Raw genomic sequence first — 23,470 nt, forward strand, 5'->3', positions numbered from 1 at the left:
GACCTCACGCCCCGTTGAGGAATTGCAGCGGGTCAACCGGAGACGATCCCTTGCGGATCTCGAAGTGGAGCTGCGGCGATCCGACTTCTCCCGATTGACCCGACTTGGCAATGACCTGGCCGCGCTTGATCGGATCACCGCGCTTCACCATCAGCTCACTCGCATGGGCATATGCGGTGACATAGCCGTTGGAATGCCGCACCAGGACCAGATTGCCATAACCCTTCAATTCATTGCCGGCGTAAGCGACGACGCCATCTTCGGCCGCCTTCACCGGGGTGCCCTCGGGCACGGCGATGTTGATGCCATCGTTGGACTTGCCGTTGGTCTTGGCGCCGTAGCTGGTGATCACCTTGCCGCGCGCCGGCCAGCGGAAGGTCGGCAGCGAGCTCGTGGTCTCGGCCGGCCGTGCCGGCTCTTCCTCCTTCTCGGGCGCCGGATTGGCCTGGGCCAGGCGGGCGGTCTGGACCGGACCGGCGGCCGTCGCGACCCGCGTTGTCGGCGCTGGCGCCGGCACGGTCGCAACCGCCTGGGGAACGGTTGCGACCGGAGCCACCGGCGCAGCTGCCGCCACGGCCCTGCCAGGGACGGTCAGCCTGGTCCCGAGCTTGAGCGGCGAAGCCTGATCGAGATTGTTGGCGCGGGCGAGCTCAGCCGCCGTCAGATGATTCTGGCGGGCGATGCTGGCGAGTGTCTCGCCGCGGTTGACGAAATGGACGGTGGACGGTGCGACGGCCGCCACCGGCTTCGGCGCGACCATTGGCGCGGCGGCAACGGGCTGGGCCGCGGGCGCAGCCGCCACCGCGCCAGGATGCGGAATGATCAGCTGCTGGCCTGGCGACAACGCGCGCGGGCCCTTGTAGCCGTTGGCAGCCAGGATCTCAGCCGGCGTCACGCGGTAGCGCTTGGCGAGGATGTCGAGCGTATCGCTGGTACCGACGATGATCTTGGTGCCACTGGCAGGACGCGCGGCCGCGACCGAACGCGGCGGCACGGTGCCGGTGGTCTCGAGGCGCGGCTGGGCCGGCGGAGCATAGGAATGCGCGGGCTGTGCATAGGCCGGAGGTGCGGCGACGGCGGGCGCCGCGACGGGGACCGCAGCGGGTGGCGCATAGGACGCGACGCCGCGCCCGCCCGACGACATGCCTCCGGCGCCGCCACCGGTCGGATAGGATTGCGGAGCCCCGACCGCCGGGGGCGGCAGCGCCGAGGACGAATAGGCAGGCGCCGGCGCGGGAGCCGGCGTGTAGGACTGGCTGTATTGCTGGTGCTGCCGGGGCGGCTGCGCCTGCACCGACCCGGTGGAATCGGATGCAAAGGGGTTTGAAAACGGATTTTGCGTCTGCGACAGCCGCGTCGACATGTCGGCGCTGCAGCCGGCGACGCCGAACGACATCAGCGCCAACGCCGCAACTTGCGGCAGGCGGCGCGAGCGAAGCAACTCGACAGTGGCGGGCATGGTTACTCACTCGTACGCAACAAACAACGAATTCGAGTAAACACAGCCGCGGTAAATAAGCGCTTAAGCCGCGAATAAAGCGTTGTGCGGCCTGCTGATCCGCACGTTTAAAGTTCGCGCGCAATCCCCGGAATTGCCGGCACAAATCGCACGTCGACGAGCTCCTTTCGGTCGAAACGATCACCCGTCCGCGTGCTCCTGACGAGCGTCTGCACCCCGTGTTGCGGCCCGACCGGCGCGATCAGGATACCGTCCGGCTCCAGCCGGTCGAGCAGGCTCTGGGGAATCTCGTCCATCGCCGCCGTTACGATGATGCGGTCGAATTGGCCGCCCCCCGGCGGCAGCGCGTAGCCATCGCCGAGCATGACCTCGACATTGAAGCAGCCGAGCTTCTCCAACCGCTCCCTGGCCTTGTCGGCCAATGTCCGGAAGCGCTCCACCGTCAGGACGTTGGTGGCCAGCCTGGACAGAATCGCGGCCTGGTATCCTGACCCCGTCCCGATTTCGAGTACACGATGGGACTTCTGCAGCTTGAGCTGCTCGGTCATGTAGGCGACGACGAAGGGCTGGCTGATGGTCTGCCCGCAGGCGATCGCCATCGCGCTGTCGCGATAGGCCTCCGGGCGGTCGGCCGGCAGAACGAACTCCTCCCGCGGCACCTCTTCCATCGCGCGCAACACCGCCTGATCGCTGATCCCCCGCCGACGCAGGGTCAGCTGAAACATCATTTTCTCGGGAGGAGCAGCTGGGGGCATCGGGATGTCGGTTGGTGGGCTCGTGCGCAATTTACCTGCCGGGCGAGGGTTGCGCACCGATTTTCCGCACACCCGTCGCAACCGGATGCACCGTCATGGTCCCGACGACGGACCGCGTTCCGCACAAGGAACCAAGTCGGGTCCGGTTCGTTCACCTTATGGGCGATCGTGCCCACGCCGCACGACCGTGAAAGACGACATTGTTGACGTTGCGCCATAAGCCGTTATTTGCGAGCGTCAAATCGGGTATGGGCAAGGACTGACATCATGACTGCACCGCGGCCGCCGCGCGGCTCTGTGTTTTTGGTTGAAGACGAAGTCATGATCCGAATGATGGTCGCCGACATGCTGGAAGAGCTCGGCTACACCGTCGCGGCCGAAGCCGGCGAAATCGGCGAAGCGATGCGGCTGGCCGAGAGCACCTATTTCGACGTCGCCATTCTCGACGTCAACGTCAACGGCAAGGTCATCTCGCCGGTGGCCGATCTCATCAAGGCGCGCAACCGTCCCTTCATCTTCGCAACCGGCTACGGCTCGTCGGGGTTGCCGGAAGAATATCGCGACCGGCCGGCCCTGCAGAAGCCATTCCAGCTCGAGACGCTCGGAAAGGCGATCGACCATGCCCTGCGTGGCGCTGGGCCACAGGGGTAGAAGGCGCTTCAGCCGAGAATGTCGCTGAGCTTGCCGGAGAACGCCTCGTCCGTGCGATCCAGGCGAAGCGGGGTCACTGATACGTAGCGCGCCGCGAGAGCTGCGAGGTCCGTCCCCTCGTCGGGCACATCGAGCGAGGCAGCCCGGTCGAAGCCAATCCAGAAATAGGGGTTGCCGCGGCCGTCGCGCCGCTCATCGACTTTCAAGAAGCCCAGATTGCGCTTGCCCTGGCGGGTGACCACGACGCCCCTGACCTCTTCCGGTGCACAGGCGGGGAAGTTGACGTTGATCACTGTATTCCTCGGCACGCCGGCTTCGAGCACCTTGCGCACGATCTGCGGGCCGAATTTGAGCGCGGTGTCCCAAGACGGCTTGTCACGCGTTGCGACGCTGAATTCCTGCGACAGGGCAAACGACGGCAGACCGAGAATGGTGCCTTCGAGCGCGCCGGCGATGGTGCCCGAATAGACCACGTCCTCGGCAACGTTGCGGCCCTTGTTGACGCCGGACAGCACCACGTCGGGCAGCTTCGCCCCCAGGATATGACGGGATCCCATGATGACGCAGTCGGTCGGCGTGCCGCGCACCGCGAAATGCCGCGGGCCGACCTCACGCAGCCGCAGGGGGTCATTGAGCGAGAGTGAATGGGACACGCCGCTCTGGTCCAGTTCGGGAGCCACGATCCAGACGTCGTCGGACAGGGCGCGTCCGATCTCCTCGATCACCTTGAGACCCGGCGCATGGATTCCGTCGTCATTAGTGCAGAGAATCCGCATGGCCAACCTTCCGTCCCTTCGAAAGCATCGTTCGGGGGGTGTCTTATCTGCTGTGCAGCATCGAGGCAAACCTGAGCGCGCTGCGGCATCACCCGGTCAATGCCGGATCCGCCACTGCGGCAGGAACCTGGCGAGCTGCCCTCGTGTGCCCAGCCTCAACGGTAGGCTGGATGCGCCGGGCGCCTGCTGGACAGGAGGCGCCGGCACCGCTGACGGCTCCGTCCGCGGCACTGCCGCAAACCGGGCCCGCGCGACACTCAATGCCTTCTCGAAGTCGACGGGGTTGAACCAAGCCTGATCGCGCAGCGAGTCGTGCAGGCCCTCGTCCCAGACCCTTGAGGATTCGATATCGAATGCTCCCTTCAGGCGCTGATCGACCGCCTGGATGCCGGAGCCGGTGACGGCCCATTGCCGTCCGATCCAGAAAATATCCCGATGCAGAGCCATGATGCCGGTATCTGAAAAGCAATTGCTGAACAGAACCGAGGATACGACCCGCCGGCGCGCACGCAATGGCGGCGACCTGAGCGGATGCAATTTGCCGCGGCGCTATGGCTCCGCGGCCACCACCTTGAGGCCGCCCATATAGGGCTGCAGCACATCGGGGACGGCGATCGAGCCGTCGGCCTGCTGATAGGTCTCCATCACCGCGATCAGCGCACGGCCGACAGCCGTGCCCGAACCGTTCAACGTGTGCACGAAGCGCGGCTTGCCATCGCTTCCGCGATAGCGTGCATCCATGCGGCGCGCCTGGAAGTCGCCGCACACCGAACAGCTGGAGATCTCGCGGAAGGCGCCGCCATCGCCCTGCCCGGGCATCCAGACCTCGATGTCGTAGGTCTTCTGCGAGGAGAAGCCCATGTCGCCGGTGCACAGCGTGATGACTCGATAGTGCAGATCGAGCCGGCGCAGCACTTCCTCGGCGCAGGCCAGCATGCGCTCGTGCTCGTCCTTGCTGGTCTCCGGCGTCGTGATCGAGACCAGCTCGACCTTGGTGAACTGATGCTGACGGATCATGCCGCGGGTGTCGCGGCCGGCCGCGCCCGCCTCGGCGCGAAAGCACGGCGTCAGCGCCGTGAGCCGCATCGGCAACTCCTTCTCGTCGACGATGGACTCGCGCACCAGATTGGTCAGGGCCACCTCGGCAGTTGGAATGAGACCGAGCCGCTCGGTCTTGAGGCGATCATCCGGCTCTGCAATCAGCTCGCCCTTCACGGCCCAGAACTGGTCGTCCTCGAATTTCGGCAATTGGCCGGTACCGAACATGACATCGTTGCGTACCAGCAGCGGCGGATTGATCTCGGTGTAGCCGTGCTCATTGGTATGAAGATCGAGCATGAACTGCCCGAGCGCGCGCTCAAGCCGCGCCAGGCCCCTCTTCAGCACGACGAAGCGCGCGCCCGACAGCTTCGCAGCCGATTCGAAGTCCATGGTGCCAAGAGCCGCACCGAGATCATCATGCGGCTTCAGCGCGAAGGCGTAGTTGCGCCGGGCGCCGAACATGTGGCGCTCGACATTGTCGTGCTCGTCCTTGCCGTCCGGCACCTCGTCGAGCGGCAAATTGGGAATCGCCGAGAGCTCGCGCGCCAGCTCCTCATCCGCCTGCTTCGCGGCTGCCTCCAGCTCCGGCATGGTGGTCTTGAGCTTGGCGACCTCGTCCATCAGCGCCGATGCGCGCGCGTCATCCTTGGCCTTCTTGGCCTCGCCGATCTCCTTGGAGGCGGCGTTGCGCCGGGCCTGGGCCTGCTCGGAGGCCAGGATCGCCGCACGCCGCCGCTCGTCGATGGCGAGCAGATGCGACGACAGCGGTGCCAGACCCCGGCGCGTCAGCGCCACATCGAAACCTTGCGGATTGTCACGGATCGATCTGATGTCGTGCATGGTCGTTCGGTCCTGGGAACGAAGAGTATCGGCGAGTCGCCTGGGCTCGCGGGCCGGCCTGCACTACCGCGAATGGCGCCGGATGGGAACAGGCAACGCCCTGGGATGTCCCCGAGCGCAACCGTTCTATTCGGAAGGGTTGGCCGGGAGATTCCCCGAGCCGGACGACGAGCCGGACTTGGCCGCAGCCGCCTGCTTCTCGACGATGCCGACCGCGATGATCGCGCCCTCGTAGAGCGCCAGCAGCGGCAGCGCCAGCGAGGCCTGGCTGAGCACGTCCGGCGGGGTCAGCACGGCGGCGATGATGAAGGCGATCACGATGAAATAGCGCCGCTTCTCCTTCAGCATCTGCGAGGTGACGATGCCGATGCGGCCGAGCAGGGTCAGGATGACCGGGAGCTGGAACGCGATACCGAAGGCGAAGATCAGCGACATCATCAGCGACAGATATTCACCGACCTTGGGCATCAGCGCGATTTGCGCCGTCTCGGGGCCGCCGAGCTGCTGCATGCCCAGTGAGAAGCGCACGATCATCGGCCACACCGCAAAATAGACCAGCATGGCGCCGAGGACGAAGAAGACGGGGGTCGCTATCAAGTAGGGTAGGAAAGCATTGCGTTCGTGGCGATACAGCCCCGGCGCCACGAACTTGTAGATCTGGGTCGCGATGATCGGGAACGAGATGAAACCAGCGCCGAACATCGCGAGCTTCAACTGCGTGATGAAATATTCGAGCAGCTGGGTGTAGATGAACTTGCTGTTCTCGGCACCTGCGACCCAGACGAACGGCAGCACCAGGATGTTGTAGATCTGCTTGGCGAAAAAGAAGCAGAAGATGAAGGCCACGCCGAAGCCGATCAGCGCCTTGATCAGCCGCGACCGCAGCTCGATCAAGTGGTCCATCAACGGGGCCTTGCTGGCCTCGATATCTTCGACGGTCATGACGCTTTGGCGTCCTTCGGGCGGTCAGCTTCTGCTGACGCAGACATTTCAGGCTGTGGCTCGGGTTTGATTTCACGGACGATCGCCAGCGGCTCGCCCACGGATTGATGGACTTCAGCCTCTGCGAAGGTCTCGGCCACTGGAGGTTCGGGGGTGGTCGGGGTCATCACAGGAGGCTCGGGCGAAGCAGCAGCCACATCCGATGCGGGCGCCGGCTCGGCGGGCTTGTCGATCCCCTCGATATCGAGAGCCTTGTCGACGTCGCGCTGCAAGGAGGAGATCACGCCGGTCGGGGTGAAACCGCTGGCCGCCTCGCGGACCTCATCGAAGCTCTTCTTGAGGTCGGCCATCTCCGCTTCGCGCATCGCCTCCTGGAACTGGCCCTGGAACTCCGAGGCCATCCGGCGCGCCTTGCCGATCCATTGCCCGACCATGCGCAGGACGCCCGGAAGCTCCTTGGGACCGATCGCGATCAACGCGACGACCCCAATGACGAGCAGCTCACTCCAGCCGATATCGAACATGAAACAATCCGCCTACGCGACGACGCCTCTGATCCCGCCTATCCGGGCCTGTCTGAACAGGTCCCGGTGCCGTCCCTGCGGGAGCGCGCCGCCGGCGCCTTTCACGCGCAGATCAAACGGCTTTGCTGCCGACATCCGTGCGGGTGGCCGAAGGCGTGGCGCCGTGATCGATCGACTTGACGGGCTCGGTCTTCTCCGGCGCCTTGTCGTCGTCCTGCATGCCCTTCTTGAACGCCTTGATGCCCTGCGCGACGTCGCCCATCAGATCGGAAATCTTGCCGCGCCCGAACAACAGCAGGACGACCGCGATCACGACGATCCAGTGCCAAATGCTAAGCGAACCCATCCTGCAACCCTCCAAACACCGGCGCAGCCTTCACCCGACTGCCCGTCGACGCTACCGCCGAAACCGCGTCATATCCATGGACTTGACCGCGACACTTCGCTTCTAGCATTCGATTGCGAAACATCAACACGAACGCGGCGCATCAGCCGAAAGCGGCCCGCGGACAGCCCGATCTGGCCGGAAGGTAGGCGCCAACGCCCCCAAAAACAAGCACTTAAGGTCCGACAATTCGCGGCCGGACCTACGTAATAACGCGAGTGTCAACTGCCCCGGCCGCTAGCTTTAGCGCGGCGAGCCGTCGTCGTCGGTATCGCGGTCGTGCGCGTCATCGGCCGCGTCGATCTCCTCATCCGCCGCGTCGACCTCGGCCTCTGCCTCTGACTCGTCGTCTGCCTGAGCGTCAGCGTCAGCGTCGGCAGACAGCTCGACGAGCTCGATAACGGCCTCGTCGTCCGGCCCGACCTCGATCTGCTCGACGGCCAAGTCCACCTCGGTGATCTCGGTTTCCGCATCGGCGCCCGGCAGTTCCAGATCGCCAACGGCGACCTGCGACGAGGTGTCGTCCCGAACGGCGGCCTCAGCGGTCGCCATCTGGCCTTCGGCGACCTCGGCCGCAACCGTGCCGGCTGCGACCGTTTCCATCTCGGCCGTTTCGTCTTCCGCGGCTTCGGCCTCGCCAGGCTCGGCCTCCACCGCCGGCGCAAGCGCCAGGTCGAGATCGCCCGGATCCAGCGGCTCCTCGTCCTCCCGCAGCGTCGGATCGTCCGATGGCGTCGGGACGGTGAAGCCGGTCGGCAGCCGGGAATCCAGCAGGCCGGTTCCCTTCAGCTCTTCCAGGCCAGGCAGATCGCCCAGGGTCTCCAGGCTGAACTGAGCCAAGAACGCATCGGTGGTTCCGAAGGTCAACGGACGGCCCGGCGTCTTGCGGCGCCCCCGCGGCTTGATCCAGCCGGTCTCCAGCAGAACGTCCAGCGTTCCCTTGGAGGTGACGACGCCGCGGATCTCTTCGATCTCGGCACGCGTCACCGGCTGGTGATAGGCAACGATGGCCAGAACTTCGATCGCCGCGCGCGACAGCTTGCGCGTCTCGGTGCTCTCGCGCGTCATCAGCCAGGCGAGGTCGCCGGCGGTACGGAAGGTCCACTTGTTGGCGACGCGCACGAGATTGACGCCGCGATTGGCGTACTCCGCCTGCAGCTGCGCCAGTGCGGCCTTGATGTCGACACCTTCAGGCATACGCTTGGCGAGCGCAGCCTGCTCAAGCGGCTCGGCCGAGGCAAACAGGAGAGCCTCGAGGATGCGCAACTCTTCGGGGCGCGCTACAGGCTCGATCGCGATCTCGTCGGGCTCTTCCATGCGCAGTTCCGCCAAGCTTGCCATGGCAGGGTCTCCTTGTTCGTTACTCAACCGTCAAGTCCGGCGCAGCCATGGCGCCGGGCTGGATCGGTGGACGCTTACGAAAGTACAGCGGCGCGAACGCCTGCTTCTGGTTCAGCTCGAGCTTGCCTTCGCGAACCAGCTCGAGGACGGCCGCAAAGCTCGATGCGAAGACGGTGGCCTTCTGTGCAGGCTCGACGACGTAGTCCAGCAGGTAGTCGTCGAGACATCCCCAATCGTCCGAGACCTCGGTCATACCGACCAGACGCTCGAGCGTGGCGCGGGCCTCGGCAAGCGACCAGACTGTGCGCTTGGCCATATGAACGGACGTGACGACGCGCGACTGCCGCTGGATGGCATAGGCCGACAGCAGGTCGAACAGGGTCGCGGTGAACTTGGGACGACGAACCTCCGCTATGGCCTCCGGGTTGCCGCGCGGGAACACGTCACGCTGGAACTGGGGCCGGTTCATCAGGCGATTGGCGGCTTCGCGGATCGCCTCCAGCCGGCGCAGCCGGTTGGCAAGTGCCGTGGCCATCTCCTCGGCGCTCGGACCTTCTTGCGCTGGCGGCTCGGGCAACAGGAGACGCGACTTCAGAAAAGCGAGCCAGGCCGCCATCACGAGATAGTCGGCGGCGAGCTCCAGCCGGATCTTGCGGGCAGCCTCGATGAACTGGAGATATTGGTCGGCGAGCGCCAGGATGGAGATCTTGGCAAGGTCGACCTTCTGCTGCCGCGCCAGCGCGAGCAGCAGGTCGAGCGGACCCTCGTAGCCCTCGACGTCGACGACCAACGCCGGTTCGGCCTCGGCCAGCTCCGTCGTGGGACGGCCGGTTTCAAACGACAGAATTTCAGCGGTCATGCGCTAGCGGATCCCAGCCGGTTGATCAAGGCGTCGAGCTCGCCGCGCGCGGCGTCACGATCGAAGCCTGTGGGTGCCTTGCGCGCCGCAAGCGCGCGATCGGCGCGGATCAGAGCCTGCCCTTCAAGCTCAGGTGTCTCGGCGGCCACGGCCTGCATCTCGTCGAGCTTGCCGTTGCAATGCAGAACCATGTCGCAGCCAGCCGCCACGATCGCACGCGTGCGCTCGGCGATCGATCCGGCCAACGCGTTCATGGAAACGTCATCACTCATCAACAAACCCTGGAACCCGATCCGTTTGCGAATCACCCGTTCGATCATTGTCGCAGAAGTCGTGGCCGGATGGGCGGCGTCGATCGCGCTAAACACAACATGTGCAGTCATCGCCATCGGGAGGTCGGCCAGCAGCCTGAACGCGGCGAAATCGGTTGCGTCGAGCTCCGCTTCTGGCGCGTCCACGGTCGGCAGCCGGAAATGGGTGTCGGCGGTGGCCCGACCATGCCCCGGAATGTGCTTCAGCACCGGCAGCACGCCGCCCTGCTCCAGCCCCTCCGTCACCGCCCGGGCGATCGCCGCCACCTTTTCTGGCGTCGTGCCATAGGCTCGATCCCCGATCACGGCATCGGCGCCGGCGACAGGGACGTCGGCGAGCGGCAGGCAATCCACGGTGATGCCGAGCGCGACTAGGTCGGCGGCGATCAGGCGCGCGCTGAGCCAGGCGGCACGGCGACCTGCGGCCGAATCAAGATCGTAGAGACGGTCGAACACCACGCCGGCGGGATAGGCCGGCCAATGCGGCGGCCCCAGCCGCTGCACCCGGCCACCCTCTTGGTCGATCAGGACCGGAGCGTCGGCGCGGCCGACGCAGGCCCTTAATTCCTCAACCAGCGCAGTCACTTGGGCGGGTGACTGGACGTTGCGCTTGAACAGGATGAAGCCCCAGGGCCTGGACTCGCCGATGAACGCGCGCTCGGCGTCGGTGAGATCAGGCCCGGAGATGCCGGTGATGAAAGCCCGCATGGTCATGCGGGCCGCATAGACCCCGCCTCGGGGGCGGTCAAGCAGGCCTTAATTGTTGCTAAACGGGAAACACTGTCCGCCGGCAGTTTTCAACGATCCGCACATCTTGTTGGCCTCTTCCTTCGTCGCGAAGGGCCCGACGGCTGCGCGGTACCTAACGCCGCCCTTCTCACCCAGATCCATCCGCTTGATGATCGGCTCATATTTGCCCAGCACGGCGCCGTACTTGTCCTGCACCGCCTTGTAGGACGACATCGCCTCCGCCTCGCTGGCCTGCGACGAGATCGAGACCAGGTAGCCGCCAGTACGATCGGTCTGGGTCTGCTCGGTGACCGGCACGGCCGCAGCGATGCGCGCCGGTGCGGCCGGCTGCGGTGTCAGCGGCATCGGACTGTCGTTGGCGGCCGACGCATTGGCGTTGGCCGGCGATTTGCGGCCCTTCGGCGTCGCCGCCGGCTTGGTTGCAGGCGTCGCCGGCATCGGCGGATCGGCCGCAGCAGCCTGATTGCCCCCCGTCACGGACAGCGTCTTGATCGGACGCGGATCACTGTTGGGCAAAATGCCGTTGGCGTTGGCCATCTGCGACATCGGGGCCGCCCCGGCGCTGACCGGCGGCGGAGCCGCATTCTGGTTCATCTGCGGGAACACCACGCGCGGATTGCCGCCGCGGGCGTTCAGATCCATCGGCGTCTCCTCGCGGGACACCAGCTTCTCGCCGCCGTCATTGCCGAGCAGACGATCCGGCACCTTCGGCGTCGGATCCTGCTGGGCCATGATCTTGGTCGGACTGTTGTCGGCGCGAATGATCGGCGGCTCGCCGGTACGGCCGGACGAGATGTAGGTCTTGTAGCCGTAGGCGCCGCCGGTGCCGACCACCGCAAGGGTCAGCACCGCGAGCACGGTGCTCATGCCGCTGCGCCGCCGCGGCCGCTCCTCTTCCTCGCCCTCGTCGTAACCGTCCTGATAGCCGTATTGGCCGTCCTGGAAATCGTTGTCGCCCTGAAACCCCTGCTGTCCCGAGCCCATCTGCCCAAACAGCGCATCGTCATAGCGCGAGGAGTCCGGCTCGTTGTCATCGAAGCCGTTGTCGCGGTTGTAGTCGCGGTCATTCTCGGCAAACCCGTGGCGCGACTCCCCGACGCTGTAGTCGAGCTTGGACAACTGATCGGCGAACTCCGCGTTCGGATAACCCGGCTGCTGCCGGGGGGCGGGCGCGGGCGCGAAATCCTGGTCCGGGAAACCCGGCTGGCCGCGCGGATCCTGATAGCCCGCCGGAAAGGCCGGCGGTGCAGGCGCGGGCTGCGGCGGCTCGCGGCCGATGTCGGCGAAGGGGTTGGCGGCGGCAGGCTGGGCACGTTGCATCCAGGCCGGAGCGCCGGCCGGAGGCATGCCGGGAACCGGCTGTTCCGGCGCGGGCGCCGCGGGGCGCGCCATCGGACGCGGTTGAGATTGCGGAGTTGCCCGGCCCGAGGCGGCAAAAGGATCGTTCTGCCCGATCAGGCGAGCGAGTTCGGCGAGCGGATCGGCATCGGCCTGCTGGTTTCCACCACGGCCAAAACCATCAGCGGGAAAGGGTCTGTCCTGGTAACGATCAGCCATCGTGATGAAGCGTCCCTGCGGGTGAGCCGCATATGCGTCCTAAGGCGGACCCTGCCAGATTGAGGCCCCCAACTGAAGTCGTGTGTTTCCCCCAATCAGCGCATTGCATCAGGAGCATTAACGCCCAAGATCGCAAGTCCCGACGCCAGAACCGAGACGACGCCCTGAACCATGGCCAAACGTGCCTTGGTCAATTCTGCATCATCATCGATAATGAAGCGTAAATAGGGCAAATCCCGCCCCCGCGTCCAGAGGGCGTGAAATTCGCTTGCAAGTTCATACAGGTAGAAGGCGATCCGGTGCGGCTCATGCGCCAGCGCTGCGCTCTCCACCGTACGTGGGTACAGTGCCAGGCGTTTCAAGAGGTCGTGTTCGGCCGAGTCGGAGAGTTTTTCGAGGTTGGCCTCGCGGAGGAACGCTAACCGCGCCCCCTCGTCCTCCGGCAGGTCCTGGAGGCTCTCCCGCGCATTGCGAAAGATCGAATGCCCCCGCGCGTGGCCATACTGGACATAGAACACGGGATTGTCGCGCGACTGCTCGATGACCTTGGCGAGGTCGAAATCGAGCACGGCGTCGTTCTTGCGGTAGAGCATCATGAAACGGACCGCATCGCGCCCCACTTCATCAACAACTTCCCGCAAGGTGACGAAGTCGCCGGAGCGCTTCGACATCTTCACCGGCTCGCCATTGCGCAACAGCTTGACGAGCTGCACGACCTTGACGTCGAGCACGGCCTGTCCGGCCGTCACCGCTTTCACCGCCGCCTGCATGCGCTTGATGTAGCCGCCGTGATCGGCGCCGAACACGTCGATCAGGTCGGCGAAGCCGCGCTCGAACTTGTGCCGGTGGTTGGCAATGTCGGAGGCGAAATAGGTGTAGCTGCCGTCCGACTTGATCAGCGGCCGATCAACGTCGTCGCCATAGGCCGTGGCGCGGAACAGAAGCTGCTCGCGATCCTCCCAATCCTCCACCGGCGCGCCCTTGGGCGGCGGCAGACGGCCTTCATACACGTCGCCCCGCTCGCGCAGGAACTCGATCGTGTCGGCAACCTTGTTGGTGCTGCCTGCAATCAGCGAGCGTTCCGAAAAGAACACGTCATGACGGATGTTGAGCGCGGCGAGATCATCCTTGATCTCGGCCATCATCATCGCGATCGCCTTGTCGCGCACGATCGGCAGCCACTCGGTCTCAGCGAGCGCCTTGAGCTTGTCGCCGTGCTCGGCCGCGAGCGCCTGCCCGACCGGCTTGAGATAGTCGCCGGGATAGAGCCCTTCCGGAATGGCGCCGATGTCCTCGCCGAGCGCCTCGCGATATCTGAGGAAGGCGGAGCGCGCGAGTACGTCGACCTGCGCGCCGGCGTCGTTGATGTAGTACTCGCGCGTGACATCGCGGCCGGCGAACTGCAGCAGGCTGCATAGCGCATCGCCGAACACCGCGCCGCGGCAGTGCCCGACATGCATCGGCCCGGTCGGATTGGCCGACACGTACTCGACGTTCACCTTCGGCGCGCCGGGCACCGGCGCAACGCGGCCGTAGGCGGCGCCTTCGCGCAGGATCGTCGCCAGCGCCTTCGCCCAAACCGTCGGCTGCAAAGTGAGATTGATGAAACCCGGACCGGCGACGTCGACCTTCGCCACCAGCGCATCTTCGCGCAGGCGCTGGGCGATCTGCTCGGCGAGATCACGCGGCTTGGCCTTCGCCTCCTTGGCGAGCACCATCGCCGCGTTGGTGGCCATGTCGCCATGGCTCGGGTCGCGCGGCGGCTCGACGACCACGCGCGAAAAATCGATGCCCTCGGGCCAGCCGCCATCCTTGGCGAGCGCGGCGCAGATCGCGTGCACGCGGGCCAGCATGTCGGCGAAAAGATAGGGGGTGGACGCTTGTTCAACCATGCCGCCGCCTAACGCAAATCCGGAGTCGAGTCAAAAAGCCGGTGGTGCTCCGTTAAGGCGAAACGGTCCGTCATTCCGGCGATAAAATGGCCGATGCGGCGAGCCCGATCGCCCTCGCCGTCGCAACCGTCCAGCCAGCCCGCGGGCAGCGTCGAACCGTCCTCATGGTAGCGGCCGTACAGGTCGGCGACGATGCGCTCGGCGTCGCGCATCACCCGCATCACCCGCTCATGGCGGTACATCCGCTGCCAGAGAAACCCCTTGATGGTCGCCTCATGCTCGGCCACATCGGCCGGAAATGCCACCAGCGGCCCGCTGTGCCGCCTGATGTCGTGAGGCGACATCGGCTGCGCCCGCGCGATCCGGCGCTCGGCCTCGGCCGCCACGGCGGCGATCAGGTAGGAGATCAGCTCGCGCACCAGCTCGGCGCCGCGCCGGATCGGATCGAGCGCCGGATATTGGCGATCGATCTCGGCGATCATCGCGGCCAGCAGGGGAATTTCCTTGAGGTCGTCGACCGTGAACAGGCCGGCCCGCAGCCCGTCGTCGATGTCGTGGGCGTCATAGGCGATGTCGTCCGCGAGCGCCGCGACCTGGGCCTCGAGCGAGGCGTAGCTCCACAGCTCCAGGTCGAACCGGGTATTGAACTCGGCGATTCCCGGCGGGATCGGCTCCTGCAACGGCCCGTTGTGCTTGACGATGCCCTCGAGCGATTCCCAGGTCAGGTTGAGTCCGTCGAAATCCGGGTAGCGCTGCTCGAACGACGTGACGATGCGCAATGTCTGGGCATTGTGGTCGAAGCCGCCATGGTCCGCCATGCAGCGGTTCAGCGCGCGCTCGCCGGCATGGCCGAACGGCGGATGGCCGAGATCATGCGCCAAGGCCAGCGTCTCCGTCAGGTCCTCGTCGAGGCCGAACTGCCGGGCCAGCGCGCGGGCGATCTGGGCCACTTCCAAAGAATGGGTCAGGCGGGTGCGGTAGTGGTCGCCTTCGTGGAAGACGAACACCTGGGTCTTGTGCTTCAGCCGGCGGAAGGCGGTCGAATGGATGACGCGGTCGCAATCCCTGCGGAACGCGCTGCGGGTCCGGGACGGCGGCTCGGCGAACAGGCGGCCCCGGCTGCGATCGGGATCGCAGGAATAGGGAGCGCGGGGGGCAGCCATTCCGACCGACACGGGCGATTGTTCCTTTTGCGGTTTGATTCCTCGGCGGAGCCCACTTAACTATGGGGAGCGCCCGGCACCAAATGAATAGGGCATGACGCGCTACCTCGGAGACCTCCTGCCATGACTGATGCCTCGACCGGCCCCGTCACCATCAGCGAACGCGCCGCCCGCCGCATCGGAGAGATCCTCGGCAAGGAGAGCGCCGGCGCGATGCTGCGCATCTCGGTCGAAGGCGGCGGCTGCTCCGGCTTCCAGTACAAGTTCGACATCGACCGCGCCAAGGCCGACGACGATCTCGTTATCGAGCGCGATCGCGCGGTCGTGCTGGTCGATCCGGCCTCGGTGCCATTCCTCGCCGGCTCGGAGGTGGATTTCGTCGACGACCTGATGGGCGCCTCGTTCCGGGTCAATAATCCCAACGCCACCGCCTCCTGCGGCTGCGGCACCAGCTTCTCGGTCTAGCGTCCCCTCGTTGTCGGCTCAGGCCTCCGCCGTCGCAGCCGGGACATCTGACGGCGCAAGCGCCGGCGCCTCGACGTTTGGCGCGGGCGTTCCGATCGCCTTCAGCATTGCCGCCACCATGGCCGGCTTGCGCAACGGCTTGGCCAGAAAGTCGGTCATGCCGGCCTCGCGGCATTGCTTGATGTCGTCCGGGAAGGCGTTCGCGGTCAGCGCGATGATCGGCAGCTCGGCGAGCCGTCCACCCTTGGCCCGGATAGCCCGGGTCGCGGCGATGCCGTCCATTTCCGGCATGCGAACGTCCATCAGCACGAGGTCGAACTCCTGTTCGTCGGCCGCCTTCACCGCCTGCACGCCATCCGGAACGATGCATTTATCGACCGGGAACTCCTGCAGCATCTTCGACACAACCATGCGGTTGGTGGCGTCGTCCTCGGCGATCAGCACGCGCAAGGGACGGCCGAGTGCCTCGATCCGTGCCTTGAGGTCGCCGGCGCCGACCCGGTCGCCGCGCTGATCGGACACCTGCTTGTCGCTCCACGGCAAGGTCAGGCTGAAGCGGAAGGTCGAGCCTTCGCCCTGCACCGACGACACCGCGATGACCCCGCCCATCTGCTCGATGATCCGCCGGGAGATCGCCAGCCCGAGCCCGGTGCCGCCGAAGCGGCGGTTGATCGAGGCATCGGCCTGGGCGAAATCCGTGAACAGCTTGCCGACCCGATCGGCGGGAATGCCGATGCCGGTGTCGGAGACGCGCCACTCGATCGTCGCCCTGTGGTCGTCGCGCGTGCGGCAGGCCACGGCGATGGTGATGCCCCCCTGCTCGGTGAACTTCACCGCGTTGGAGGCGAGATTGATCAGCACCTGACGAATGCGCGCCACGTCGCCCTTGAGCGCCGGCGGCAGCTTCGGATCGATGTCCGCATTGACCAGCAGGCTCTTCGATTTCGCGTTGACGCCCATGATGGCGGTGACCGCCTCGACCAGCGCCGCCGGCGAGAAATCCACCGTCTCGAATTCGAGCTTGCCGGCGTTGAGCTTGGACAGATCGAGGATGTCGTTGAGGATGCGCTGCAGGTTGTCGCCGGACTCGCGGATCGTCATGACCGCGTGACGCTGCTCGTCGTCGAGCTTCGTCTCCAGCAAGGTCGAGGCGAGCCCGAGCACGCCGTTCATCGGGGTGCGGATCTCGTGGCTCATCATCGCCAGGAAGTCGGATTTGGCACGGCTTTCGGCTTCCGCCTGTTCGGCCCGCCAGCGCTCGGTGACGTCGCGGCCGAAGCCGCGATAGCCTGCGAACTTGCCCTCGTGATCCCGCGCCGGCCGCGCCGTCAGCGCCCAACGGCGGCGCTCGCCGCCAGCCACCACGACATGGATCAGAATCTCCGGGATCGACAGCCGCTGCGCCATGCGATCGGCCAACGTCTTGAGCGTCGCCGTATCGGTCGGGCAGAGATATTTCAGCGTATCGATCAGCCGCTCGCCCTTGAGCTGATCGAGCGGAAGCTGGGCCACGTCGGCGAAGCGCTGCGGCGCGTCGATCAGACGGCCCTCGGCATCGGTCTGCCACAGCCAGCTCGCGGCGTTCTCCTGGAATTCCTTCAGGAGCAGCGAGATCGTCTCGTTCTGGCGCTCGTGCCGGATCTGCGCCTTCAGGTTCTCCAGGAACACGTTGCCGTGCGACACCAGGTGCCGCACCATGAACGAGGTGTAGAGCAGCAGGAACACGACGAGCACGAGATAGGTCGTGCCGCCGCAAAGAAACAGCGAGCCCACCGAGGCGAGCATCAGGGTCCAGGTGTAGGCGAGACCAGCCCGCGGCACGCTCGACATCGCGAAGGCGCCACCCGAGATCATCCCGGTCATCAGCGAACCCACGATGATCTGCAGATGCGGATCGACCTGCGGCATCACGATCAGCGGCAGCGATCCCCAGATGGTCGCCAAGAAGAACGCCTGCAACGTCATCCGGGAGATGGCGCGCTCGGACGCCTCCTGCGGCCGCGACTTGCGCGCGCGCCACCAGCCGCGCAGCGCCATGCCGCCGGCCACCGCGATCGCGGCGCCCCACGCGAAGAGAAAGAGATTGGAGACGGTGTTCCAGAACACGCCAAGAATGATCGCCGCGTTGGCGAAGTTGATGCCGATGGTCACGGGGACGAGGCGCGCGACGGCATCGACCTGCCGCGCCCGGATGCGCCGGCGATCGCGCTCGGTCAGCGCTTCGTCGTCGAGACCTTCGATGGCGCCGAAGCCGCCGATCCAAATGAAGAAGGCCCCCAGCGGGCTGCCGCCGGCCGTTCGCTTCGAGCGCGTGGGATCCCCAGGCCAATTCATGAGCGCGCAGAACCTTCGTTGTGATCCCTTGCCATGCCTGATCGGCTGCTTCAGCCGCGTTAATTGTTCCGCCCGTAGAATTACGGAACCTCCGAATGCGCGCGCTGGCAGCGCCGGATGCAACTCATCGTTCCCGCGGCACGATGTGCCCGAGTCATGATCGTCCGTTTTCCCCTCGTTCAGGTCGAGGGCGCAGGGAATGCCGGGTGCTGGCCGCAACCCATGGCCCGCCTGCAGAAAGAAAGCAGGCGGCAGTCACCACAGGTCCAGCCGGTCAACCGGCATTCCCTGCACGACGGCTCTACGCCTTATACGCATTCTCCCCGGGGACCGGGCTGTCTTGCCCCCGTGACCGGCGGATCATCGTCACCACCGGCGTGGCCTCAGCGTCGGGAGACCAGGACCATGCGATTTCGGCGTGCGCCATGTGCCGTTCGTCCGCACGGCATCACGCCATGCTGCGGCCCACGACGCCCATCGCATCCCACCCCGCGTGTCGTGACGATCGCGATACGCCCCTCGTGCCGGGGTGGGACGGCGACATAGGAGCATGAATTCTGTAAAAGCGAAACAACGATATTTTTCGCACCGGGACTGGACAGGGCAAATCAGCTTGAAGGCGCTCATGAAATTAATCTCTCGGCGCACGCCTATTCGACGCCGGCTGCGCCCATTGGCATCGCCAACATGGGTCATGCGGTGGATCGATTTGCCCGACGTGCACGCCGGATCACAATCACCACGTCGTTGTTCGCTGATCCCTCACAGCACCGCGCCGGAGGCGTAGGCACTGGCCCAATGCGGAAAACCGTTTTCGGCGGCACGCGCCGCCGCGTGATCCCAGTCATAGGTCAGCGCCAGCAGCTCGGCCTGCCAATGTCCGCGTCGCTCGGTCAGAACCGCGTAGCGCGCGTGCGGCGAGCGATGTTCGAGCTGGGCTGCGATCGGGATGTCGCCGAACACCGGGCAGCCGACGCTGCCGGGGTTGATCACCAGCGGCCCACGGGGCACCTGCACCACCGCCTGCCGATGACTGTGGCCGCACAGCACCAGCGTGGCGCCGCCGATGTTGGTGAGACGTGAGATGAGCACGTCGCGGCGCGCCGGGACGTAGCGGCCATCGTCCAGCATCTCTTCGAGCAGGAGGGCGCAGTCATCGTCTGGCGTGCCATGCACAGCGAGGATGCCATGCTCCAGCGCGATCCGCGCCGGCAGGTCATGCAACACACGGCGCTGTTCAGCGGTCAGCGCGGCCTGCGCGAAGCGGCCGGCCGGAGAGAGCTTCTCTTCCGGCAACTCCTCGATCCAACGATCGTGGTTGCCGCGCACGGTGGGCAGCGTCAGGGATTGCAGCAGATCGAACGTCTCCCGCGGCCACAGCGGGCTGGTCACGCAGTCGCCAAGATTGACCGTGGCGTCGACGCCGCGCATCTTGATGTCCGCGAGCACCGCCTCCAGCGCCGGCAGATTGCCATGCACGTCGGAAATCACAGCCAGCCGCATTGTCGCCCCCTCGCAGTCCCGTCTCTCTTCAGTCGCTTGAGGTAGAACTCTAGCATCCTCGTCATTGCGAGCGAAGCGAAGCAACCCAGAGTCCTTGGCGGCCCTGGATTGCTTCGCTTCGCTCGCAACGACGGTGGAGACGCCGGATGGACTAAAGTGCGGCGCCTCCTCGCTCGTCTATACTGCAGCGGAAGCCGCGGGCTCGGCGCTCACGACGCTGAGGCCTCGCTGCGCGTCTTCAGCTCCCATGCAGCCACATCCTCACCGTCATGCCCCCGCAGGCGGGCATCCAGTACGCCGCGGTCCATCGGTATCGCCACAACCGCCTCGGCGTACTGGATCGCCCGGTCGAGGCCGGGCGATGACAGTCGCGTTTGTCGCGAAGCACTGCTCCCTTGGTGGTTGCGAAAATTCCCTCACTGCAGCGCCCCGATCGCGAACACATCCGCGCGCTCGATGATCAGGTCGCGGAACAGGCGGGCGCGGTGCGACATCCATTGCGGGTCGGGATAGACGACGTGAAGCGGCAGCGACGGAACGTCGTAGTCGGGGAGCAAATGGATGAGCCTGCCTGACGCAATGTGTTGAACCGCGCACCAGTCCGGCAGCACGGCGGCGCCGAGGCCTTCCAGCGCCGCCAGGGTCATGATGTCGGCGTCGTCGCAAGTGAGCGAGGGTGTGATGCCGACGACGTGGCGGCCGGTTTCGGATTCGAGGCTCCATTCGTTCTTCGGCGACAGCCGCGAATAGGTCACGCAGGGGAGCTGGCGCAGATCATTGGGCAACCGCGGCGGGCGGTGTCTTGCGAGCAGCGATGGCGCCGCAACCAGCAGCCGCTTGACCGTGCCGACGCGGCGCGCGACCAGCGAGCTGGAGCTGAGCACGCCGATGCGGATGGCGAGCTCCGTCCCGGTCTCCACGAGGTCGACGAACTGCTCGGTGAAGCGGATGTCGAGCCGCACCTCGGGATAACGGCGGCCATATTCGGCGAAGACGTCGCTGAAGAAATGGCGGCCGAACGAGGTCGGCACCGTCATCCGCAAGGTGCCCGAGGGCGCGCCGACGCGCTTCGGCGACGGCATGCCCGCGCTCTCGAACAAGGTGACGATGTCCTTGGCGAGCTTGAGGACGCGATCGGCCTCGGCGGTCGGCCGCAGCTTGCGCGTGGTGCGGACGAACAGGCGACAGCCGAACTGCTCCTCCAAGAGCGCGATGCGCTTGGTGATCGCCGGCTGTCCCAGGCCCAGATCGGCCGCGGCCTGGGTGAAGCTGCCGGCCTCCATGACGCGGATGAAGGTCTGCAGCGCGTCGATCCGGTCCATCCATTCCTCCCCGGAATGAGTTTTATTCTCGTCATTCCGTATACGTCAGGAGGCAGGCCGGTCTAGCCTCTCAAAAAATCAAACGGAGGGAGACCATGGAGAAGTCGATTGGCATCGTCGGGGCCGGCATCGGCGGGCTGCACCTGGCGCTGTATCTGCAGAAGCAAGGCATCCAGGCCACGGTTCTGACCGACCGCGAGCCGGAACAGTATGCTGCAACGCGGTTGATGAACACGGTGGCCCATCACGGCATCACCGTGGCGCGCGAGAACGAGCTCGGCGTGAACCACTGGGACAGTCCCGAATTCGTCTATCACCACCACGATCACTTCTTCAATTTCCCCGGCAGCCCCCTGGTCTTTCGCGGGGCCTTCAAGCAGCCGAGCCGCGCGGTCGACTACCGGATCTACCTGCCGGCGCTGATGAAGGATTTCGAGGACCGCGGCGGCGCGATCGAATATGCCAGCATCCAGGACGACGACATTCCGGCGCTGGTGGCGCGCTTCGACCTGCTGGTGGTATCGACCGGCAAGGGCGCGCTGGGGCGGATGTTCAGCCACCGGCCGGAGCTGTCGCCCTACAACCAGCCGCAGCGCCTGCTCTGCGTCGGCCTCTATGACGGCGTCGACCACGGCAGCCCCGAGGGCGACGATCCGCGCGGCGTGACGCTGTCGGTCTCTCCGGGCCATGGAGAGATGATCGTGATTCCGACGCTCACCTTCGGCGGCATGAAGACGGCGCTGCTGATGGAGAACATTCCCGGCGGTGACATGGCCGAGCTGGTATCGCTCAACTACGACGCCGATCCCTCGGCCTTCCGGCAGACGCTGCTCGACAAGCTGGAGAAGCACCATCCGCACACCTACAACCGGATCGACACGCACCGCTTCGATCTGCAGCCGCTGGACCTCTTGCAGGGCGCCGTGGTGCCGACCGTGCGGCGCTCCTCGGTCAGCTTCGACGACGGCAAGATCGCGATTGCGCTCGGCGACGTGCACTCCGTGGTCGATCCGATGATGGGCCAGGGTGCCAACATGGCCTCCTATGCCGCGTTCGAACTCGGCAAGGCGATCACCGAGGCGGTGGCGTTCGACGACCGCTTCGTCGAGACGGTCGATCGCGCGCGCGAGAACCGCGTGCTCGCCGCAGCGCGCTGGACCAACCTGATGCTGCAGCCGCCGTCGGAGGCGATGGGCCGGCTGATCTTCACCATGGCGCAGGATCGCGGGCTCTGCGACGAGTTCACCGACAATTTCAACTATCCGGAGCGGCAGTGGGACCGGCTGGCGAGCGAGCGGCGCATTCATGCCTGGATCGACGAGCGGACGCGGCTCGCGGCGTGAGGCGTGATGACGGAGAGCGGCCGATGAGCCATCATCCGGATGCCGCGGGTTTTCGCGCAGCCGCGTCGCGGTTCTCCACCGGCGTGACCGTCGTCACCAGCAGCGATGGCGACGGCGCGCCGGTCGGCATGACCGCCAACAGTTTCACCACGGTCTCGACGCAGCCGCCGACGGTGCTGGTCTCGCTCAAGCGCGGCCGCACCTGGCAGGCGGTGAGCGCGTCCGGCCGCTATACGGTGAACGTGCTCGCGGCCGATGATGTCGCGATCGGCCGGCATTTCGCCGGCGCGGCCCTCGCACAGGGCGCGCCTGCCTTGGACGCGCGTGACGGCTTCTTCCTGCTGCCGGCGGCCATCGCGCAATTCGGCTGCGAGGTCGTGAACACGGTCGAGATCGCCGACCACACGCTGTTCATCGGCGAGGTCCGCTGGTGCCGCCACCAGGACGGCCTGCCGCTGGCATTCTACGCCAGCCGGTTTCGCAATGGGCTGGGCGCAGAGATATTGCCAAGCGATGGGCTGGCGTATCCGGCGGAGGGGTGGACGATCTGATCGCGCGGGTGGCCAGTGTCCTTCAAGCCGCCGCTGCTTACCCTCATGGTGAGGAGGCGCGCAGCGCCGTCTCGAACCATGAGGCCGCAGCGTTGGCCTCGCCCTTCGAGACGCCCGCCCGCGGCGGGCTCCTCAGGGTGAGGAGCGAGAGGTTCTCTCTTCATGGAAAATCTGATGCGGTCCGCCGGGACGACTTAGTGAGCCAAACATCGTCACATTGAAGACTGCGGGTCCGGCACAGTCGTGAGGCTCAACCGCCGATCAGTCCGGGGTCGATGCCCCCCGTTGTGGCGGCTCCAGAATGACCGAAGCGCGGCCACGTGACGATCGAACCTGATTTTACGTCCCGTCCGGCGTCGTCGTCAAATGGATCGGCACTGCAGGCACGAGGCCTGAGGCTGATGATCCACAGCAGTTCCGCTCGTGCTGGACTCGCGACGCTCGTTCAGCATCGGGAAGCCGCGCTGATGCCGGACCGGATAGGCCGCCGGCGTGTCGCTCGCGGCGTCGAGCGTGGCCACCTGCTCCGCCGTCAGGCTCCAGCCGACCGCGCGGATATTCTCGATCAGCTGGCTCTCGTCGCGGGCGCCGACGATGATGGTCGCGACCGTCGGGCGCTGCAGCAGCCAGTTCAGCGCCACCCGTGGAATGTTGCGCCCGCCTGTGATTCCCACGCCATCCGCCTTGACCGGAGTGGTCGCGGCTT

At 65.9% G+C, this 23,470-nt stretch carries 21 protein-coding genes and 1 pseudogene; 4 read left to right on the top strand and 18 right to left on the bottom strand.

Going from position 1 to position 23,470, the window contains the following annotated elements:
* Positions 1-4: 4 nt before the first annotated feature.
* Both QW863_RS03585 and QW863_RS03590 read right to left on the bottom strand, forming a co-directional pair.
* Entirely contained in the window at positions 5-1,459 is a 1,455-nt protein-coding gene (locus QW863_RS03585) for a LysM peptidoglycan-binding domain-containing M23 family metallopeptidase (RefSeq protein ID WP_315711721.1), read from the bottom strand.
* 107 nt (positions 1,460-1,566) lie between these two features.
* The gene (locus QW863_RS03590; protein ID WP_315712607.1) at positions 1,567-2,214 is read right to left on the bottom strand and encodes a protein-L-isoaspartate(D-aspartate) O-methyltransferase; all 648 of its coding nucleotides are present in this window, start codon (positions 2,212-2,214) and stop codon (positions 1,567-1,569) included.
* Positions 2,215-2,481: 267 nt separating this feature from the next.
* Here QW863_RS03590 and QW863_RS03595 point away from each other — a divergent pair, with 267 nt between their 5' ends.
* Positions 2,482-2,865: a response regulator gene (locus QW863_RS03595; protein ID WP_315711720.1), complete on the top strand. Its 384-nt coding sequence runs from the start codon at positions 2,482-2,484 to the stop codon at positions 2,863-2,865.
* Positions 2,866-2,873: 8 nt separating this feature from the next.
* Here the strand turns inward: QW863_RS03595 and surE are convergent, their stop codons facing one another.
* The 12 genes from surE to QW863_RS03655 all read right to left on the bottom strand — a co-directional run bounded on the left by surE (position 2,874) and on the right by QW863_RS03655 (position 15,258).
* Positions 2,874-3,641: a 5'/3'-nucleotidase SurE gene (gene surE, locus QW863_RS03600; protein ID WP_315711718.1), complete on the bottom strand. Its 768-nt coding sequence runs from the start codon at positions 3,639-3,641 to the stop codon at positions 2,874-2,876.
* Positions 3,642-3,737: 96 nt separating this feature from the next.
* Positions 3,738-4,088, bottom strand: coding sequence for a hypothetical protein (locus QW863_RS03605; RefSeq protein WP_315711716.1), 351 nt, complete (start codon positions 4,086-4,088; stop codon positions 3,738-3,740).
* A 102-nt stretch (positions 4,089-4,190) separates the two neighbouring features.
* Positions 4,191-5,522, bottom strand: a complete 1,332-nt coding sequence (gene serS / locus QW863_RS03610; protein ID WP_315711715.1) for a serine--tRNA ligase — start codon at positions 5,520-5,522, stop codon at positions 4,191-4,193.
* 126 nt (positions 5,523-5,648) lie between these two features.
* Positions 5,649-6,464: a twin-arginine translocase subunit TatC gene (gene tatC / locus QW863_RS03615; protein WP_315711714.1), complete on the bottom strand. Its 816-nt coding sequence runs from the start codon at positions 6,462-6,464 to the stop codon at positions 5,649-5,651.
* Complete coding sequence (gene tatB / locus QW863_RS03620) at positions 6,461-6,988, bottom strand: Sec-independent protein translocase protein TatB (protein ID WP_315711712.1); 528 nt, start codon at positions 6,986-6,988, stop codon at positions 6,461-6,463. Before tatB ends, tatC begins: the two co-directional genes overlap by 4 nt.
* A gap of 112 nt (positions 6,989-7,100) precedes the next feature.
* Positions 7,101-7,334: a twin-arginine translocase TatA/TatE family subunit gene (locus QW863_RS03625; RefSeq protein ID WP_006614346.1), complete on the bottom strand. Its 234-nt coding sequence runs from the start codon at positions 7,332-7,334 to the stop codon at positions 7,101-7,103.
* Positions 7,335-7,616: 282 nt separating this feature from the next.
* On the bottom strand, positions 7,617-8,714 hold the full coding sequence (scpB, locus tag QW863_RS03630; protein ID WP_315711706.1) for an SMC-Scp complex subunit ScpB: 1,098 nt from the start codon (positions 8,712-8,714) through the stop codon (positions 7,617-7,619).
* A gap of 19 nt (positions 8,715-8,733) precedes the next feature.
* Entirely contained in the window at positions 8,734-9,573 is an 840-nt protein-coding gene (locus QW863_RS03635) for a ScpA family protein (RefSeq protein WP_315711705.1), read from the bottom strand.
* Entirely contained in the window at positions 9,570-10,598 is a 1,029-nt protein-coding gene (gene nagZ, locus QW863_RS03640) for a beta-N-acetylhexosaminidase (protein WP_315711704.1), read from the bottom strand. The genes QW863_RS03635 and nagZ overlap by 4 nt, the downstream gene beginning before the upstream one ends.
* A gap of 42 nt (positions 10,599-10,640) precedes the next feature.
* Complete coding sequence (locus tag QW863_RS03645; RefSeq protein ID WP_315711703.1) at positions 10,641-12,191, bottom strand: SPOR domain-containing protein; 1,551 nt, start codon at positions 12,189-12,191, stop codon at positions 10,641-10,643.
* Positions 12,192-12,286: 95 nt separating this feature from the next.
* Positions 12,287-14,083: an arginine--tRNA ligase gene (argS, locus tag QW863_RS03650; RefSeq protein WP_315711702.1), complete on the bottom strand. Its 1,797-nt coding sequence runs from the start codon at positions 14,081-14,083 to the stop codon at positions 12,287-12,289.
* 8 nt (positions 14,084-14,091) lie between these two features.
* Positions 14,092-15,258 carry a deoxyguanosinetriphosphate triphosphohydrolase gene (locus QW863_RS03655; protein ID WP_315711700.1) on the bottom strand — a complete coding sequence of 389 codons (1,167 nt, stop codon included), beginning with the start codon at positions 15,256-15,258 and terminating at the stop codon, positions 14,092-14,094.
* A gap of 111 nt (positions 15,259-15,369) precedes the next feature.
* Here QW863_RS03655 and erpA point away from each other — a divergent pair, with 111 nt between their 5' ends.
* Complete coding sequence (erpA, locus tag QW863_RS03660) at positions 15,370-15,711, top strand: iron-sulfur cluster insertion protein ErpA (protein ID WP_315711699.1); 342 nt, start codon at positions 15,370-15,372, stop codon at positions 15,709-15,711.
* Positions 15,712-15,729: 18 nt separating this feature from the next.
* Here the strand turns inward: erpA and QW863_RS03665 are convergent, their stop codons facing one another.
* From QW863_RS03665 to QW863_RS03675, 3 genes are all read right to left on the bottom strand, one after another.
* Positions 15,730-18,045, bottom strand: a complete 2,316-nt coding sequence (locus tag QW863_RS03665; protein WP_315711698.1) for an ATP-binding protein — start codon at positions 18,043-18,045, stop codon at positions 15,730-15,732.
* Positions 18,046-18,807: 762 nt separating this feature from the next.
* Entirely contained in the window at positions 18,808-19,548 is a 741-nt protein-coding gene (locus QW863_RS03670; RefSeq protein ID WP_315711697.1) for a metallophosphoesterase family protein, read from the bottom strand.
* A 416-nt stretch (positions 19,549-19,964) separates the two neighbouring features.
* Positions 19,965-20,870, bottom strand: a complete 906-nt coding sequence (locus tag QW863_RS03675) for a LysR family transcriptional regulator (protein WP_315711695.1) — start codon at positions 20,868-20,870, stop codon at positions 19,965-19,967.
* Positions 20,871-20,965: 95 nt separating this feature from the next.
* Here QW863_RS03675 and styA point away from each other — a divergent pair, with 95 nt between their 5' ends.
* Positions 20,966-22,213, top strand: a complete 1,248-nt coding sequence (gene styA / locus QW863_RS03680; RefSeq protein WP_315711694.1) for a styrene monooxygenase subunit StyA — start codon at positions 20,966-20,968, stop codon at positions 22,211-22,213.
* A gap of 23 nt (positions 22,214-22,236) precedes the next feature.
* A complete protein-coding gene (locus QW863_RS03685) occupies positions 22,237-22,764 on the top strand; it encodes a flavin reductase family protein (protein WP_315711693.1) in 528 nt (175 codons plus the stop codon).
* 362 nt (positions 22,765-23,126) lie between these two features.
* On the opposite strand, the pseudogene QW863_RS03690 reads toward QW863_RS03685, so the two are convergent.
* A pseudogene (locus QW863_RS03690) lies at positions 23,127-23,444 on the bottom strand (aldo/keto reductase); the annotation flags it as partial.
* Positions 23,445-23,470: the final 26 nt, after the last annotated feature.

Origin of the sequence: Bradyrhizobium sp. SZCCHNR1017, from assembly GCF_032381375.1 — a bacterium.
Classification (GTDB): Bacteria; Pseudomonadota; Alphaproteobacteria; order Rhizobiales; family Xanthobacteraceae; genus Bradyrhizobium.